At 34.0% G+C, this 16,415-nt stretch carries 13 protein-coding genes; 4 read left to right on the top strand and 9 right to left on the bottom strand.

Annotated elements, in window-relative coordinates:
- The 8 genes from QYS47_RS13445 to QYS47_RS13410 all read right to left on the bottom strand — a co-directional run bounded on the left by QYS47_RS13445 (position 1) and on the right by QYS47_RS13410 (position 10,996).
- Positions 1–915: a ParB/RepB/Spo0J family partition protein gene (locus tag QYS47_RS13445; protein WP_322346722.1), complete on the bottom strand. Its 915-nt coding sequence runs from the start codon at positions 913–915 to the stop codon at positions 1–3.
- A 3-nt stretch (positions 916–918) separates the two neighbouring features.
- Positions 919–1,692 (bottom strand): ParA family protein, encoded by a 774-nt coding sequence (locus QYS47_RS13440; protein WP_308356174.1) that lies wholly within the window; start codon positions 1,690–1,692, stop codon positions 919–921.
- Positions 1,693–1,874: 182 nt separating this feature from the next.
- Positions 1,875–2,930, bottom strand: a complete 1,056-nt coding sequence (locus QYS47_RS13435; protein ID WP_322346720.1) for an NAD(P)H-dependent glycerol-3-phosphate dehydrogenase — start codon at positions 2,928–2,930, stop codon at positions 1,875–1,877.
- Positions 2,908–4,593 (bottom strand): 1-acyl-sn-glycerol-3-phosphate acyltransferase, encoded by a 1,686-nt coding sequence (locus QYS47_RS13430; protein WP_308356176.1) that lies wholly within the window; start codon positions 4,591–4,593, stop codon positions 2,908–2,910. The genes QYS47_RS13435 and QYS47_RS13430 overlap by 23 nt, the downstream gene beginning before the upstream one ends.
- A gap of 6 nt (positions 4,594–4,599) precedes the next feature.
- Positions 4,600–5,760, bottom strand: a complete 1,161-nt coding sequence (locus tag QYS47_RS13425; protein ID WP_322346719.1) for a cystathionine gamma-synthase — start codon at positions 5,758–5,760, stop codon at positions 4,600–4,602.
- 33 nt (positions 5,761–5,793) lie between these two features.
- Entirely contained in the window at positions 5,794–7,392 is a 1,599-nt protein-coding gene (locus QYS47_RS13420) for a mechanosensitive ion channel family protein (RefSeq protein ID WP_322346717.1), read from the bottom strand.
- Positions 7,393–7,394: 2 nt separating this feature from the next.
- The gene (locus tag QYS47_RS13415) at positions 7,395–10,136 is read right to left on the bottom strand and encodes a hypothetical protein (RefSeq protein ID WP_322346716.1); all 2,742 of its coding nucleotides are present in this window, start codon (positions 10,134–10,136) and stop codon (positions 7,395–7,397) included.
- 98 nt (positions 10,137–10,234) lie between these two features.
- On the bottom strand, positions 10,235–10,996 hold the full coding sequence (locus QYS47_RS13410) for a DeoR/GlpR family DNA-binding transcription regulator (RefSeq protein WP_308356180.1): 762 nt from the start codon (positions 10,994–10,996) through the stop codon (positions 10,235–10,237).
- A gap of 136 nt (positions 10,997–11,132) precedes the next feature.
- Here QYS47_RS13410 and QYS47_RS13405 point away from each other — a divergent pair, with 136 nt between their 5' ends.
- The 4 genes from QYS47_RS13405 to QYS47_RS13390 are packed head-to-tail and all read left to right on the top strand — an operon-like array spanning position 11,133 to position 15,786.
- Entirely contained in the window at positions 11,133–12,698 is a 1,566-nt protein-coding gene (locus QYS47_RS13405) for a glycerol-3-phosphate dehydrogenase/oxidase (RefSeq protein WP_322346715.1), read from the top strand.
- Between the two features lie 7 nt (positions 12,699–12,705).
- Positions 12,706–14,205 (top strand): glycerol kinase GlpK, encoded by a 1,500-nt coding sequence (gene glpK, locus QYS47_RS13400; protein WP_308356182.1) that lies wholly within the window; start codon positions 12,706–12,708, stop codon positions 14,203–14,205.
- A 4-nt stretch (positions 14,206–14,209) separates the two neighbouring features.
- Positions 14,210–14,944 (top strand): MIP/aquaporin family protein, encoded by a 735-nt coding sequence (locus QYS47_RS13395; RefSeq protein WP_308356183.1) that lies wholly within the window; start codon positions 14,210–14,212, stop codon positions 14,942–14,944.
- A gap of 5 nt (positions 14,945–14,949) precedes the next feature.
- Positions 14,950–15,786 (top strand): alpha/beta hydrolase, encoded by an 837-nt coding sequence (locus QYS47_RS13390; protein WP_322346713.1) that lies wholly within the window; start codon positions 14,950–14,952, stop codon positions 15,784–15,786.
- Positions 15,787–15,824: 38 nt separating this feature from the next.
- Here the strand turns inward: QYS47_RS13390 and QYS47_RS13385 are convergent, their stop codons facing one another.
- Positions 15,825–16,370 (bottom strand): ferritin, encoded by a 546-nt coding sequence (locus QYS47_RS13385; protein ID WP_302101466.1) that lies wholly within the window; start codon positions 16,368–16,370, stop codon positions 15,825–15,827.
- Positions 16,371–16,415: the final 45 nt, after the last annotated feature.

Raw genomic sequence — 16,415 nt, 5'->3', positions numbered from 1 at the left:
TTAAAGTTCTACTGAAAGAATGTCTAAAATTCTATTTAAATCATCCTTAGATAAGAAAGGAATTTTAATTTCTCCTTTGTTATTTTTATCAATTTTCATACCAACTTTAGTGCCAAAATGTGAAGAAAGTTTAGTTTGAACTTGTTTTGCTTCATATGGCATCTCAGCTTTTGCTTGCTTATCTTTTTCTTTGCCTTCACCACTTGTGAGTTCACGAACTAATGCTTCAACTTTTCTTACAGAAAGATCATCTTTCAATATTTTGTTGAAAACATCCAGTTGCTTATCTATATCATCAATATTGATTATAGCACGGGCATGCCCCATACTAATTTTTTTATCTCTGATAGCTGATTGTATATCAGGTGGAAGTTTTAATAATCTTAAATAATTATTAACGGTTGATCTATTTTTACCTACCCTATCACCTAATTGCTCTTGTTTTAAATCACATTCTGTTAGTAATCGCTGATAACTAAGTGCTATTTCAATAGAATTAAGATTTTCTCTTTGAATATTCTCAATTAAAGCCATTTCAAGCATCTGCTGATCATCAGCAGTTCTTATGTAGGCTGGAATGCTTTTTAGTCCTGCTAATTTTGAAGCTTGGGTTCTTCTTTCACCAGATATTAGCTGGTAACTATCTTTACTTAATTTTCTAACCGTAATGGGTTGAATAATTCCTTGAACTTTTATTGACTCCGCTAATTCTTCTAATGCTTGTTTGTCAAAATCAGTTCTTGGTTGAAAAGGATTTACTTCAATATCCTCAATTGAAATTTCGTTAATTGAAGCTCCGCCTGAGAAATCTGTAATATCCTGATTACCTTTTTTTGAAGATTCCTTATTAGAATCCGAATCTTCTAAAAGAGCGCCTAAGCCTCTTCCTAATGCTTTTCTGGGTTTCTTTGCCATCCGCTATTTACCTAATCCGTTATTGTTAATGATTTCTTTTGCTAAATTTAAATAACTTATTGCTCCTTTACTTTCAGCATCATGAGCAATTGCAGGCAATCCAAAACTTGGTGATTCACTCAATTTAATATTTCGAGGGATCAAAGTCTCAAATACCATTTTGTTAAAATGCTGTTTTACCTCATCTACAACCTGATTTGATAAGTTCAAACGAACATCATACATGGTTAACAATATTCCTTCAATTTCCAAATCTTTATTCAAGCGAGTTTGAATAATTTTAATTGTATTCAATAATTTACCAAGACCTTCAAGGGCAAAGTATTCACACTGTACAGGGATAATTACGGAATCAGCAGCAGTAAGGGCATTAATCGTAATTAAACCTAATGAAGGAGAACAATCAATGATAATGAAGTCGTACTTTTTACGCACTTTTTTCAATGCCTCTTTCATACGCTCTTCTCTATTCTTGATGTTTACCATTTCAACTTCGGCACCTACTAGGTTAATATGCGAAGGTAAAATGTGTAAATAATCTAAATCAGTCTCAACGATGATGTCTTGGGCATCAACCTCATCCACCATACATTCATAAATACTGCTTTCTATCTCTTTTGGGTTATATCCTATACCAGAGGTAGAATTGGCTTGTGGATCAGCATCAACAATTAATGTTTTATACTCCAATGCGGCTAAACTTGCTGCCAAATTGATAGCTGATGTTGTTTTACCTACTCCCCCTTTTTGATTAGCAATTGAAATTACTTTACCCATATGATTTTTAAATTTTAGCTTTAAAAAAGTTATTCAGTAAGCTGACTTTTCATTTAGGCTTGCGTAAAATATTGGAGAACCGAGCAAGTTTCTATTTCAGCTACTAAATTTTTTAGCGAACCACAAAGATAAAATTTTATATGAGAAATTGAATGGATTTTTCATATTGCTTTTATCAGAATCTATATAAAATCTACATCCACATTCAGAGGATATTTCATTAAATACTGCACAGCTTCTTCCATTGTAAGTCCTTCAAATAATACACGATGAAGTATTTCGGTTATAGGAGCTCTCACTTTAAAACTTTCTGCTATTCTTTTGGCAATCATGATGGTATTTACTCCTTCTGCCACCTCAGCCATGTCTGTTAAAATTGCATTAAGATTTTCTCCTTCTGCTAATCTTTTTCCTACCGTAAAGTTTCTACTTAAGGTAGAGTGGGAGGTAGCCATCAAATCACCAATACCGGCTAATCCTATAAATGAACGTACATTTCCGCCTAGTGCTTTCCCCAAGTAGATCATCTCAGCCATTCCTCTGCTGATAAGAAGAGATCGGGCATTTTCTCCTAATCCTAAACCTGATAATGCCCCTGATGCGATCGCAATTATATTTTTGAGTACACCACAAAGTTCAATACCAATTAAGTCGGGGTTTCCATAAACTTGAAAGCGATCGCTTCTTAATAATTGTTGCCCTATTTGAATTACTTCATTAAAATGACTCGCTACCACTGTGGCTGCAGGCATTCCTTGCGAGATTTCTTTGGCGAGGTTTGGTCCTGCTAGGCAACCCACCCTTACTACAACACTTTCATCCATTATTACTTCACTCATGGTTTTGATATGGTGCCTTTCGAGCATCTTCATATCTTGTAAGCTTTTACCTTCAGGAAGGTTAAGGTTTAAACCTTTTGTACCGTGAATTAATATATGGTAGGGATGTAAAAAAGGGGATAAGCTTTTAATCATTTCCCGGAAATTGGCCGATGGAACCACTGGAAAAATAATATCACAACTTTTGGCTAGGTGTTCTAAATCATCCGTAGCTTCAATTTTTTTATTAATTTGATAACTGTTCCATTCTCCAGTTTCATTTATACTTTTTAATGCTTCCTGATTTCTTGCATAAAGAATAACATCAGTATTTTCAGCCAACAGATTTGCAACCGCCAAGCCGAAACTTCCAGCGCCAATAACTCCAATCGGTTTATTAAATATATTTTTCGAGGCCATACCCATCTAATCTGTTTCTGTAAAAATATAATAGATTGATATCCATAGTGGTGATATCACCTTCCTTGGTTTTTATGAGTGGTCTTTTTGAATGATACATTCCTAAGTTTAAAAGACCATGTTGAATAATATTGTCAATATCTTCATTCATATGTTCTGCCTGAGACATTCTCCCTTCTGAAACTCTATCATCAATTTTATTTTTTATTCTCAGACAAGTATTTCTGAATTCATTAAAATTGATGACTAAGTCTTCATCAGGAAGTCTTAATAAAGAGAATAGATCTAACTTCTTATTTCTTTTTTTAATCATTTCAAAAGCAGTAAATGCAATTAGATGACTTGAAAAAACTCTAGCTATTATACTGTATTGCTCTACTATTTTATCTGCGAGCATTCTTGTATACTCTGACTCTCTTTGCTTGTTTACTGTTATTTGATCTTGGAAAATAAAGTATTCTTTAGGTGATATTGCTTTGCCTGTTGAATCAAAACTTTCACCTTCCCAATTTACTTTATTGCCTAATATATCCATAGGCTCACCAATTGATACTGAAATATCGGAACCTTTGGTAAAGAATTTAAATAAGAAGGTTATGATTTTGTAGGAAGAAGAAAACTCATCATTTTCCACATAATAACGCTCTTGACCTCTTTTTTCTAAGTATTGCCTAATCAAGCTAGGTGCTTCTAAAACAAAGTGGTAGTTCAAACTTACAGGAACAATAAAAATCTTTTCTGCCTTATCTCCATGTTCTTGATAATTAGATCTTTGAGCTTCTATAGCAGTGCCTAGTAATCCTAATTTCAAATCTTTTTCAACTCTGCCATCTCTCGATCTAGTACCACCAGGAAAGAATAAACTCTGACAACCTTTTTTTAAGGCTAATGCTGAATATGATTTTAGGGTTTCTAAATAAATCATATTCTTTTTTCTTCTATCTACCTTATAGGCTCCTAAACTATTCATGAAATAGGCAATGATACTAATGTTGAATAGGTTAAGGCCAGCTCCATAAATAACTGGAGGTAATCCTAAAGTATAAATTACCCATCCAATTAATATGGAATCAAGATTACTAGAATGTGTAGGCACTATAACCACAGTGCCTTTTTTTGCTAATTCTCTTAATTTTTCAACTTCACCATTGATTTGTATTTTATCATTCATGGTAAGTTGATTACTCCAAAAGCCGCCTAATTTCTTAACTCGAGCGGCATTCAAAAGTCTGTTAAAACCAAAGGTAGCTAAGCCTCTTGCGAATCTATAATGGCTCGTATTGAAATTCCCAGCGATCTCTTCAGCATACCTTTCAATTATCTTGTAAAGGATTTCATTCGCTTTTTTCTCATCTTTCGTTTTCTGTTGAGAAATTTCTAATAAATCGTGCTTTACCTTAGCCCAAAACTCATATTCATCATCTGGGTCTACCTTCCAGGGGGTTTGTCTGATTCTGGTTTTTTCTTTATATAAGGTAGTTTCTAACTCTTCAATTAAAGCTGTCTTATTTCGAGTGTTGCTTTTTATTCTCTCGTAAGCTTCATCAATAACCTCCTTTATGAATTTTTTTCGGTTACGACTGAGCTGTACCACTGGCCATTCCCTGGGGCCGGGAAGAATAGGTTCATATTTACGTTTACTTCTATATCGCTTTAATTTCATTTCGATTTATCCTAATGCCTGCTTTAAATCCTGAATTAAATCTTCTATATCTTCTACTCCTACACTTAATCTAATGAGTGAATCGGTTAATCCTACCTTCTCTCTTTCAGCTTTGGGAATGCTTGAATGTGTCATGCTAGCAGGGTGACCACATAATGACTCTACACCTCCTAATGATTCAGCTAATGCGAAAACTTCAAATTTCTCTAAAATTTCAATTGCAGCTTTTTGAGTGTCATCCTTCAATGAAAAGGAAATCATTCCTCCAAAGTCATGCATTTGTTTGCTTGCAATATCATGATTTGGATGGCTTTTAAATCCTGGCCAATACACCTTATTAACTTTAGGATGGGTTTTTAGAAAATTAGCCACTGTCACTCCATTTTCACAATGTCTTTGCATCCGAAGATGTAAAGTTTTTATACCTCTCAATACTAAAAAACAATCCTGAGGCCCTGGAACTGCACCACTTGCTTTTTGTATAAACCCTAATTTTTCTGATAAGGCTTTATTGTTTGTTGCAAGCGCACCCATAATTACATCGGAATGACCTGCAATATATTTTGTGATAGAATGCATTACAAGGTCTGCTCCTAAATCTATTGGGTTTTGAAGATAAGGAGTTGAAAAGGTGTTATCTACGCACAACACTATATTATTGTGCTTTTTAGCAATGTTTGCAGCAGTTTTTATGTCAATTATATTCATCATTGGGTTTGTAGGAGTTTCAACCCAAATCAATTTTGTATTATCATTAATATATTTTTCGATTTCATTGGCATCACTCATATCGATAAAGTGAAACTTGATTCCTAACCCCTCAAATATTTGAGTGAATATTCTGTAGGTACCACCGTATAAATCATTAGTACTTATTACTTCATCCCCTGCTTTTAGCGTTTTTAAAACAGCATCAATGGCAGCTAAGCCCGAACCAAAAGTATGTCCGTAATCAGCATTTTCTAAAGCAGCAATGCTTTTTTCTAAAGCTTTTCGTGTGGGGTTATTAGATCGGCTATATTCATACCCCTTATGTTTACCGGGTGATGATTGAACGTAAGTCGAAGTTTGGTAAATGGGAGTCATTATAGCACCAGTTGCAGAATCGGGTTCTACCCCAGCGTGAATTGCTTTAGTTCCAAATCTGTAATTCCTTGACTTACTCATGACATTAAATTTAATTCAGATTTAAAAATAACCTTATTTTGGATTAGAAGAACCGAAAAAGTCATTTAACTTTTTTGAAATCTCTTTCTGATCTTGGTATTGCGGAGACAACGATGACTGCCCAGGGAAGTTTTCCATATGCAGAGTTTGTGTTGGGAACGCAAAATTAATTCCTAATTTCTCTGCTAATTTCATAATACTGAATAAAAGTTCTTCTTTATATTTTAACTCTTCTCCCCAAGTAGGTACATCTAAGAAGACATAAAACATGATATCAAGAGAGTAAGCAGACATGTTATTAAAATAAATATGATAAAAGTCTTTCCAGGTGTAAGGATGATCTTCAACAATTCTTTTTAGACCTTTAGTAAATGCTTCAATCAGATGTGGAGGTGTATCATAAGTGATCGTAATGGTCGTATAAAACCTTCTGTATTTCCGTAAACCATGATTATCCACGGCCATGTCGGCAAGTTTTCCATTCGGAACTGTAATTAAAGAATTTCTAAAAGTTCTTATTCTTGTAGATCTGAAACCTACCTCTTCTACAGTTCCATCTATATCTCCTGCTGTAACCCAATCTCCAATTTGAAATGGTTTGTCAAATAGGATCATTAGTGATCCAAAGAAATTCTTAATTGTATCCTGAGCAGCTAAAGCAAAGGCTAAACCACCTATAGAAATACCTGCAAGTAAGGCCGTTATGTCAAATCTTAAATTGTTTAGGATGTATAAGAAACCGACAATGATCACGAATATCTTTAATACCCTTTTCAGAATAGGTACAATCTGATCATCCATTGTAGTTTCTGTCTGAGCTGCTTTTTTAAGCATATATTCGCCCAAAATGTCCACTATCTTATACGCCATTATGGTGCCAAATAATGGTAATAGGGCGTTTAAAAGAAGAATAAAGTAATGATTGAATGTAATGGGTAATTGTAGAACTGGAACTAGAATTATCAAAATGCCTACAATAATCAATAAACTGAATGGTCTGGCTACTGGTAGAATATAATCATGAGCGATATTTCCGAATCCTTTATTTTTTAGCAATTGAAAAAAGAGCCAGTCAAAAAACCAGCTTAATACCTTATGAATCAATACGCATATAATAATTAGGATTAATATGCTTATATATTGCCAGGTATGTAAACCTAATATACGCTGTGATCCCATTTTAGGAAGGATATTCATCAGTTTATCCGTTCCAAATGGGTATATTTTTTGATGAAGTTCAGGAACTTTTTGTATTGTTCTTTTACTGAAGTACCATCTACTTTTTTGTTTTTCAATATAGATATCAGGAAACTCAATTTCAGTTAGATAGTATCTATTTTGACCCGTAGAGTCTGAATAATCAGGATTATCTGGAATTTCATCTGCCTCAATCAATACTCCTGCACCATCCAGTACTTGTTTTAATTGCGTGATGATTAACTCTTTATCAATCCCTTTAACATAATTGGGGTTTAATGTTTTAGCTGCTTCCTCAGGTTTGAAGTTGTCTTCTTGAAGGTTTTTTAAGAAGGTATTTACGGTTGCTTTTGGACTATTAAGCTTTGCGGAAGCATTATTCTGTCCTAATGCATTATGAATTAAGAATATGAAAGCAATTAAAAAGTATCTCATTCTTAAATATTAAATTTTAGTATGCTAAATGTATTGTCATGGCACTTATAGACATGAACTTCATTATCTTTGTTGTAGTAAATCATGGCTATTTTTGCTACACTTTCGATAGGTTGCTGATTAATCAATTGTCCTTCGTTGGTGTATAAATAAGTGAAATTTTGCTTTTTATCTGTTATAGCAATAATTTGTTTGTTAGCTGTTAATTCATAATACTGAATTTCCATTTCCTCCTGATTTATGTAGTCCTTTTCAAACATGTTTTCACCAGTAGGTTTTAACAGACTAACTCTACTCAAGTCTTGTCGTGCTAATAAATAATTACGCTCAGTAGCATTTTTAACAATTTTAAAAAGTGTTTCTTTATTAGGCATATACAATTGGTCTTTTTCCTTTATCTGACCTGTAAAACTAACTTTAACCAACGCACCACCATTTGTGATGGTAGCTAAGTAGCTACTTTCAAAGTTATTGCCTACTTCAAAAAATAAGTTACCGGATAATCTATCCTTAATGTCAATCGGAAAATTAGGTTTCATTTCTCCATTCCTACTCATGACATTTATTAAGCCATTTTCCTGCAAAACTACCATGAAGTCCTTGCTTCTAATTCGGATATGTTCTGGTCTAGCCGCTATTTTATCATTTATTTTTAATGGATCCCAAATACCTAAAGGATCACCATATTTGCTAACTAAATAAATGTCGCCATTTTCTTTAGCAACCAATAATCTGTAAGTCTTACTTTTATCATAATCAATTAGATTAAAATATTGATTTTCAACTTTTTCGTCTCCATATGACTTAGGAAAATACTCAAGTGCAATCCCATTTCTATCTAATATATAAACCTTCTCAGTGGTTGCGAATGCATATTGTAACTTGTTGTTTTGGTAGTAATCCATCTGGAATACATCTCCAATAATAGGGGCACTCAAAGGTTCTGACCATAATATATCCCCTTGAGAAGAGATTAAATGTAGATTGTAAGCTGAATCTTGGACTAAAGTTTCAAATAGGCCAGTATTGTGATTTCTGACTACAAATGGTTTGCTAATAATTGGAGCTGGAATTTCAGCTGTTAATACCTCGTCAAAATACTTTAGCTCATTGTTGACCTTATTGTTAGAATGGATAATTTCTACATTGCTATAATATCTTTCATTTTCATTGCTGAATTGAAAGGCGAGCATATCAAAGTTTTTTAATGGGTACTCATTCTCTTGTAGGTTTTTTTTCCATTTATCATTTAAATTTTTGAGAATGATTGACCATACTTGAGGTAGATTAATGAAAATATTCAGGTTCGACTCTTGCAGAGAGGATTCTATAAATTGGTTTTCCTTTATTGATTTTCCCCAAGTATTTTCAGTTTCAATATCTAGTATTAATTCTTTGAGTGACTGAATATCGTTGCTGATAACAATGTTATCTTCAATAGTGGTAAAGAATGAGCTCTTAAAACCGTCAAAATTCTTACCCAATAGAAAATATGGGAATTCTTCAATGGCTAATTCTCTAATCTCATTTTCTGCGTAGTTTTCATAGTATAAAGTATCTTGATTTAGAATAGCAGCTTGTTCAGATAGCTTGTTGAATTTGTTAAGCCCTTCGTTTTTATCATTTATCTTAATGAAAACCAGCTTTTTATTTTCATTGATAAATTGTGAGCTATTTAATATTACTTGAGCATTTTCCCCAGCCATAAACTGATGAAATTCTCTGAAATCAGTTTCGTATAGTTGAGCTATTTGATCCCTTTCCTTGGAATACTGTTCATCAATCCTATTCCAATAATTGACTTTCGCTTTATCGAATATTGCCGGGTTACTGAAGCGCTCATGAATCACAAAAGCAGTTTTAGATGGGAAAAAGTTTTCCAGAGTTACTTCTCCTCCTTTTTGATTTTGATATGTGTTTAAGAAGCTAAGAGAATCTTGTGGAATAGTATAGCCATTTAAGTACAATTCATCTCCATCTAAAAACAAATCAAGAAAAGCACCTTCAGAAAAATTAGATAATACCTGGTAAAAGGTGCTTTCATTACTTTTGGTGAAAATTTTCACAAAACGATCTAAGCGTTCGAAATTGATATATAAATTCCCAAGATCATCTTGAAAATTTGCTATTTTGAATACCTCATCAATACTTTCTTGAAAATTAACTTCATCTTTTTCAAGATTTCTAATTACATCTTCAACCAGAATAGGAGAGAAGCTACCCACGAAATTGCCACGCAATAGCACATAGCTGAATAGCTTATCCGATGATTTACTTTTTAATTCGTAGATCGTGTTTTTATTAAATACACGCTCAGTTTTATCAAATTCATTAAACTTAGATTCTATGCTTTTAATAATTTGAATTTGCTCGGTATTCTTTAAAGTTTGATAGAATACAAAATCAAAATCATCATTGGCTACTACATTCATTCCAATCAAAAGCTGATTATTTCGGAACACTTCATCGAGCATTCCATTATTTCCAGATAGACTATCCAATGCCTCAAAATTTTCTTTTAAGGAATTAAAGTATTCTATTTTAAGTAAATCTTGCCAGATTGGGTTTTCCTGAAGATCGTTCCAGGAAGATACAAGGTTTTTATTTTCGTAAACTAGAAATGTGTTTTCTGGTACTAGTGACCAAGCGTCTAAACTTTTTTGCTTGTCCCAGTAGTAATAAATTCCATACCCACTAGCCAAAATAATAATGAATAGAGATAGTATGATTAAAATTCTTCTCAAATGTAAAAGCCTTTATTTTGTTACTATGCAAATATAGGATTATTAATCACTATGGCTGTATCATCAGCTAAATATATTGAAGGTAATATCTCTGTATTTTACACTAATGTTACTTCAATTCCTTTTGACTCTAAAGCTGAAATATATTGTTTAGAAGCACTTTTGTTTGTTATGATTTGATCAACGTCTTCTAGGTTGCAGATTTTACCAAATCCCTTTTTACCAAATTTACTAGCATCCGCTAAAACGATAGTTTTTTGAACAGCAGCAATCATTTTGGCATTTAAGTGAGCTTCCATCATATTTGATGTAGTGAAACCATGTTCTAAGCTTATTCCATCAACACTCAGGTAAAGTTTACTACATGCGAAATTTTGCATCATTTCTTCAGCATAATGACCTACCACTGAAGAACTACCCTTTCGAACCACTCCACCTAACTGCACAATTTCTATGTCTTTGCAATCCAAGAGATCCATAGTAACGTTCATCGCAGAAGTCAAAACTGTTAGTTCAATGTTTCTTGGTATGGCTCTAGCGAAGGCATTTACGGTAGTTCCTGAACCAATTATGATAGCCTCATTCATGTTGAGCGATTCTGCAGCAGCTCTAGCTATCGCTTGTTTTTCCTCTACATTAACCAACTCTTTTTCATCTACAGGTTTTTCGTTTACATAAGGAGAAACAAGTGTAGCGCTACCATGAGACCGAAACAATAATCCTTTTTCTTCTAATAATCTAAGGTCTTTTCTTATGGTTACTCTGGTAACATTTAATTCTGCACTTAAATTATTTACACTTACAAAACCATCTTCCTGTAATTGATTTAGAATGTATTTATGTCTTTCAGCTATTGTCATATCGGTTCCAAAAATATAATTATTAGGAATAAAAAGAAATTAAAACAAAGATATAGAAACTAAAATACTTTCATATATCTATTTTATGCTTTTGAAAGTTTTCTTTTTGTTATATATTTGAAACAAACGAAAGGAAATGAAAAGAAAAGAAAATATAAAGCAGATATCTAATCAAGAAAAGGTATGGGATGTAGCTGTCATTGGCGGAGGATCCTCGGGCTTGGGTGTAGCGCTTGATGCACTGTCAAGAGGTTTGAGTGTTGCTTTATTTGAAAAAGCTGATTTTGCTAAAGGAACAAGTAGTAGAAGTACTAAGCTTGTTCATGGCGGAGTTCGGTATTTAGCACAAGGAGATGTTTTCTTAGTATTAGAAGCTTTAAAGGAGAGGGGTAGGTTATTAAAAAATGCTCCGCATTTAGCGCATAATCAAGCTTTCGTTATTCCTATTTATTCATTTTTTGATCGAATGAAATATACTATTGGTTTAAAAATGTATGACTGGATGGCTGGTAAACTCAGCTTAGGGAAATCAACTTTTATTTCAAAATCCAAAACGATTGAGAAACTACCTACAATTAAACAAGAAGGATTAATAGGCGGGGTTGTTTATCATGATGGTCAATTTGATGATGCACGATTAGCGTTAAATGTTGCGCAAACTTGTGATCAAAAAGGAGGTGCTGTTTTGAATTATTTTAAAGTTGATGCGCTTCATAAAAATTCAGAAGGTAAAATCACGGGCTTATCAGTATGTGATAGGTTAAGCAAAAAGAACTATGATATTCAAGCGAAAATGGTGGTGAATGCTACTGGTGTATTTGCAGATAAAATACTTCAATTAGATAATCCTGAAGCTAAGAAAATGATCAGACCGAGCCAGGGTATTCATTTGGTTCTAGATCGATCATTCTTATCGGGTAATGATGCGCTTATGATACCAGAAACAAGTGATGGGAGAGTTCTATTTGCGGTTCCTTGGCATGATAAAATAGTGGTAGGGACGACGGATACCATGCGAAAAAAACCTAAACTAGAGCCAGCTGCTTTAGAAAAGGAAATTGATTTTGTGTTAAAAACTGCTCAGGAATATTTGACTAAAAAACCCGAAAGAAAAGATGTTCAGTCTGTTTATGCAGGATTACGACCATTGGCTGCTCCCTCTGATGATAGTGAAAAAACGAAAGAGATTTCCCGAAGCCATAAAGTAATTTTATCGGATAGTAATCTGGTAACATTAACTGGGGGAAAATGGACTACCTTCAGAAAAATGGGAGAAGATACAGTAGAATATTTTACAAAAATCACGGGAGAAAAATTACAGAAAAGCACTTCCTCAGATTTAAAAATTCATGGGTTTACCAACGATAAGCCGATTGATTATTTAGGAGTATATGGAAGTGATAGAGTTGATATAAAATCATTGCAAGATTCTGATTCAAAAATGAATGAGCGACTGCACCCTAATTATCACTATACTGCTGCAGAAGTGGTTTGGGCTTGTAGAAATGAAATGGCAATGAAGGTAGAGGACGTTTTAGCCAGAAGAATTAGAATATTATTTTTAGATGCCCAATCTAGCATTGAAATGGCACCTAAAGTGGCGGAAATAATGGCTGCAGAATTAGGAAAAGATCAAGAATGGGTTGATAAGCAATTAAAAGATTTTAATAAATTGGCAAAACGTTATTTAATTGAACCTTAATATTACTATGGATAAATCTCAATATATTTTGTCCCTTGATCAGGGAACAACAAGTTCTCGGGCTATACTTTTTAATGAAAAAGCTGAAATTGTAGCAGTAGCTCAAAAAGAATTTGAACAGTTTTTCCCTCAATCAGGATGGGTAGAGCATGATGCAAATGAAATTTGGACTTCTCAAGCTTCTGTAGCTACGGAAGCAATTACAAAAGCCAATATTACTCCAACTCAAATTGCAGGAATTGGGATAACTAATCAAAGAGAAACCACTATTGTTTGGGACAGAAATACAGGAAAGCCAATACATAAGGCGATCGTTTGGCAAGATAGAAGAACTGCTGCATATTGTAATGAATTAAAAAAGAAAGGCTTATCCGATAAAATAAATGATAAGACAGGTCTTATTATTGATGCATATTTTTCAGCAACTAAAATAAAGTGGATATTAGATAATGTAGAAGGCGCTAGAGAAAAAGCTGAAAAGGGTGAACTATGTTTCGGAACTGTTGATAGTTGGTTGGTATATAAACTTACTAGTGGAAAAACTCATATAACAGATATTTCCAACGCTAGTAGAACCATGATTTACAATATCCATGAGAAGAAATGGGACAAAGAGCTATTAGATTTATTTGAGATTCCTGCCTCTATGTTGCCAGAAGTAAAGCCGAGTAGTGAGCAGTATTGTACAACAGCTGGAGATTTATTTTCTCATAAAATTCCAATTGCAGGCATAGCTGGAGACCAGCAAGCAGCACTTTTTGGTCAACTATGTTCTGAACCAGGAATGGCAAAAACAACTTACGGAACGGGATGCTTCTTAGTAATGAATACCGGGGATAAGCCTGTTAAATCTAATAATAAATTATTAACAACTGTAGCCTGGCAAATAGGTGATAAAGTGCAATATGCATTAGAAGGTAGTGTCTTTATTGGAGGAGCCGCTATTCAGTGGTTAAGAGATGGGCTTGAATTATTTAGAAAAGCAAGTGAGTCAGAAGATCTAGCTACATCTTTAGAAAATAATGAAGGCGTTTATTTCGTGCCTGCTTTAACAGGACTTGGTGCTCCACATTGGAATCAGGATGCAAGAGGCACATTTTTTGGAATTACGAGAGGAACCACAAAAGCACATATGGCAAGAGCCGCTTTAGAAGCTATCGCTTATCAAGTTAATGATGTCCTTTCTGCAATGGAAAAAGATGCTGGTCAAAAAACTCAGGAAATGAGAGTTGATGGAGGGGCTTCTGAAAATAATTTTTTAATGCAATTCCAAGCGGATTTGGTAGATTGCACTATTACAAGACCAAAAATTACCGAGACAACCGCTTTAGGCGCTGCTTTCTTGGCGGGATTAGCAGTAGGATACTGGAAGGGTATGGATGATTTACAATCTTTATGGGAAGCAGATCAATCATATGAACCAGCGATGGATAGAGAAGAAGTCAAAAAAATATTACATTTTTGGAATAAGGCAGTTGAACGAAGCAAAGATTGGCTAGAATCATAAAATCATGACAAATTATTTTATAGCAGAGTTTTTAGGAACATTTTTACTGATTTTGATGGGTTCAGGAGTAGTAGCTAACGTTGTACTTCCCAAAACTAAGGGAAGTCAGTCTGGTTGGATGGTAATTACTACTGCTTGGGCATTTGGTGTTTTTATAGCCGTGGTGGTTGCGGGCCCGTATAGTGGGGCACACATAAATCCTGCTGTTAGTTTAGCCTTAGCTATTACGGGAGATTTTGCCTGGGATTTACTTTGGATCTATATACCGGCTCAAATTCTTGGGGCGGCAGTTGGTTCTTTTGTAGCATGGTTAATCTACCAGAAACATTTTCTTGAAACGGATGATCAAGGGCTCTTATTTGCTCCATTTGCAACTGCACCCGCAATCAGAGATGTAAAGACTAATTTTATTTCCGAGTTTGTTGGGACCTTTGTTTTGATTATAGTGATTTTATTTTCAACACCCGCTCAGCTCATGAATCATGATGAAACTCCCATTGGATTAGGTGATTTAGGAGCTTTACCTGTGGCTATTTTAGTATGGGTAATTGGTTTGGCATTAGGAGGGACAACTGGTTATGCAATCAATCCAGCTAGAGATTTAGGCCCAAGGATAATGCATCAGCTTTTGCCTATTAAAGGAAAAGGAAGCAGTGATTGGTCTTATAGTTGGATTCCTATTGTGGGCCCACTTTCAGGTGCTGCTTTTGCTGCCTTCATTTTTTTAATTCTAAAATAACATTCATGATTCCTAAAATAAATCATTTCCATAGTTCGGATAATTTAAAATTAGAAACTCAGGAATACTTTCATTCTGAGAATCCTGATTCCATAATATTAATTATACATGGACACGGTGAACATGCTGGACGCTTTAGTAAAGTAGCTAATTACTTCAATGAGAAAAATATTGCAGTATGTGCTCTAACATTAAGAGGACATGGAAATTCTGAAGGTAAAAAGGGGCATGCACCTAGTTTAGATCAGCTTTTGACAGATGTTGAATATTTTATAAGATCAGTAAGGGTCCGCTTTTTAGAAGCTGATCTATACCTGTATGGTCATAGTATGGGAGGTAATATTGTGCTGAATTATATGGTAAATGATCAGTCAGACGAACTTACAGCAGGAATCGTAACTTCACCCTGGATTAAATTAGCATTTGAACCTCCAAAATGGAAGGTGAATTTAGGAAATTGGGTGGCTGATATTATACCTGCCTTAATTCAATCAACAGAGTTGGATGCAAATGATATCTCAAGTATTGAGGAGGAGGTAAAGAAATACCAGAATGATCCATTAATTCATAGTAAAATTTCGGCAAAGCTGTTTTCTTCCATTTCAAAAGGAGGTGAGTACCTGATTCATAATACCGGTAAATTTAAACATCCTATTTTTATGGCTCATGGGCAAAAGGATAATATAATTTCCCACGATGCTACTGAAAGTTTATCTAAGGATAATAAATTGTTTTCTTTTAAAAGTTATCCTGAATCTAAGCATGAGATTCATCATGATGTTGATTTTAAGAACTTAATGCAAGATGTTTTAGAATGGATGCAAAAAATAAAAACCTCATAATCGTATGACTATGAGGTTTTTTGCTTTTTAAATATTTGTTAGACTTGTGATTCTCCAGTGGATTCAATTCCATGAAGCTTGCCTAGTTCAATATCAATATGCCATAATCCCATACCTTCTTCACCAATAATATCAAATATTTCTAAGGCTCTTCTTGAGATGGTTTCTTCCTCTCTTTGCTCAGTGATAAACCATTGTAGAAAATTAAAAGTTGTAAAATCTTTAGTTGTGAAACAGTGATCAGCTAGTTCATGAATTGATTTAGTTACTTTTATTTCATGCTCTAGTATCAACTCAAAAACTTCTCTTAAGCTGTTAAATTCATGTCTTATGTCTGTGATGGCAGGTTGTAAAGCATGTCCACCTGCTTCATTTATGTAGCTAAATAATTTAAGCATATGACCTCTTTCTTCATCAGAATGTTCATATAAAAATTTAGCTGAATTTTCATAGCCTTTAGTTTCGCACCAAGAGGCCATAGATAGATAGTAGGCAGAAGATTTTCCCTCCATTACTATCTGTTCATTTAATCTCTTTTCAGTTTCTTCTGTTAATGAACGTTTAGGTGTAATTATATCTTTCATGATTTTTTTTCTTTTTCTTTATGCATTATACATAATATAAACCAA

Source organism: Marivirga arenosa (assembly GCF_030503875.2).
GTDB classification, from domain to species: Bacteria; Bacteroidota; Bacteroidia; order Cytophagales; family Cyclobacteriaceae; genus Marivirga; species Marivirga arenosa.
Note: the sequence above shows the minus strand (reverse complement) of the source record. Positions and strands in the feature narration are given on the sequence as shown.

Coding starts and splice junctions, on each gene's coding strand:
- QYS47_RS13445 (WP_322346722.1), bottom strand. CDS start 915: ATGGCAAAGAAACCCAGAAAAGCATTAGGAAGAGGCTTAGGCGCTCTT.
- QYS47_RS13440 (WP_308356174.1), bottom strand. CDS start 1,692: ATGGGTAAAGTAATTTCAATTGCTAATCAAAAAGGGGGAGTAGGTAAA.
- QYS47_RS13435 (WP_322346720.1), bottom strand. CDS start 2,930: ATGGCCTCGAAAAATATATTTAATAAACCGATTGGAGTTATTGGCGCT.
- QYS47_RS13430 (WP_308356176.1), bottom strand. CDS start 4,593: ATGAAATTAAAGCGATATAGAAGTAAACGTAAATATGAACCTATTCTT.
- QYS47_RS13425 (WP_322346719.1), bottom strand. CDS start 5,760: ATGAGTAAGTCAAGGAATTACAGATTTGGAACTAAAGCAATTCACGCT.
- QYS47_RS13420 (WP_322346717.1), bottom strand. CDS start 7,392: ATGAGATACTTTTTAATTGCTTTCATATTCTTAATTCATAATGCATTA.
- QYS47_RS13410 (WP_308356180.1), bottom strand. CDS start 10,996: ATGACAATAGCTGAAAGACATAAATACATTCTAAATCAATTACAGGAA.
- QYS47_RS13405 (WP_322346715.1), top strand. CDS start 11,133: ATGAAAAGAAAAGAAAATATAAAGCAGATATCTAATCAAGAAAAGGTA.
- glpK (WP_308356182.1), top strand. CDS start 12,706: ATGGATAAATCTCAATATATTTTGTCCCTTGATCAGGGAACAACAAGT.
- QYS47_RS13395 (WP_308356183.1), top strand. CDS start 14,210: ATGACAAATTATTTTATAGCAGAGTTTTTAGGAACATTTTTACTGATT.
- QYS47_RS13390 (WP_322346713.1), top strand. CDS start 14,950: ATGATTCCTAAAATAAATCATTTCCATAGTTCGGATAATTTAAAATTA.
- QYS47_RS13385 (WP_302101466.1), bottom strand. CDS start 16,370: ATGAAAGATATAATTACACCTAAACGTTCATTAACAGAAGAAACTGAA.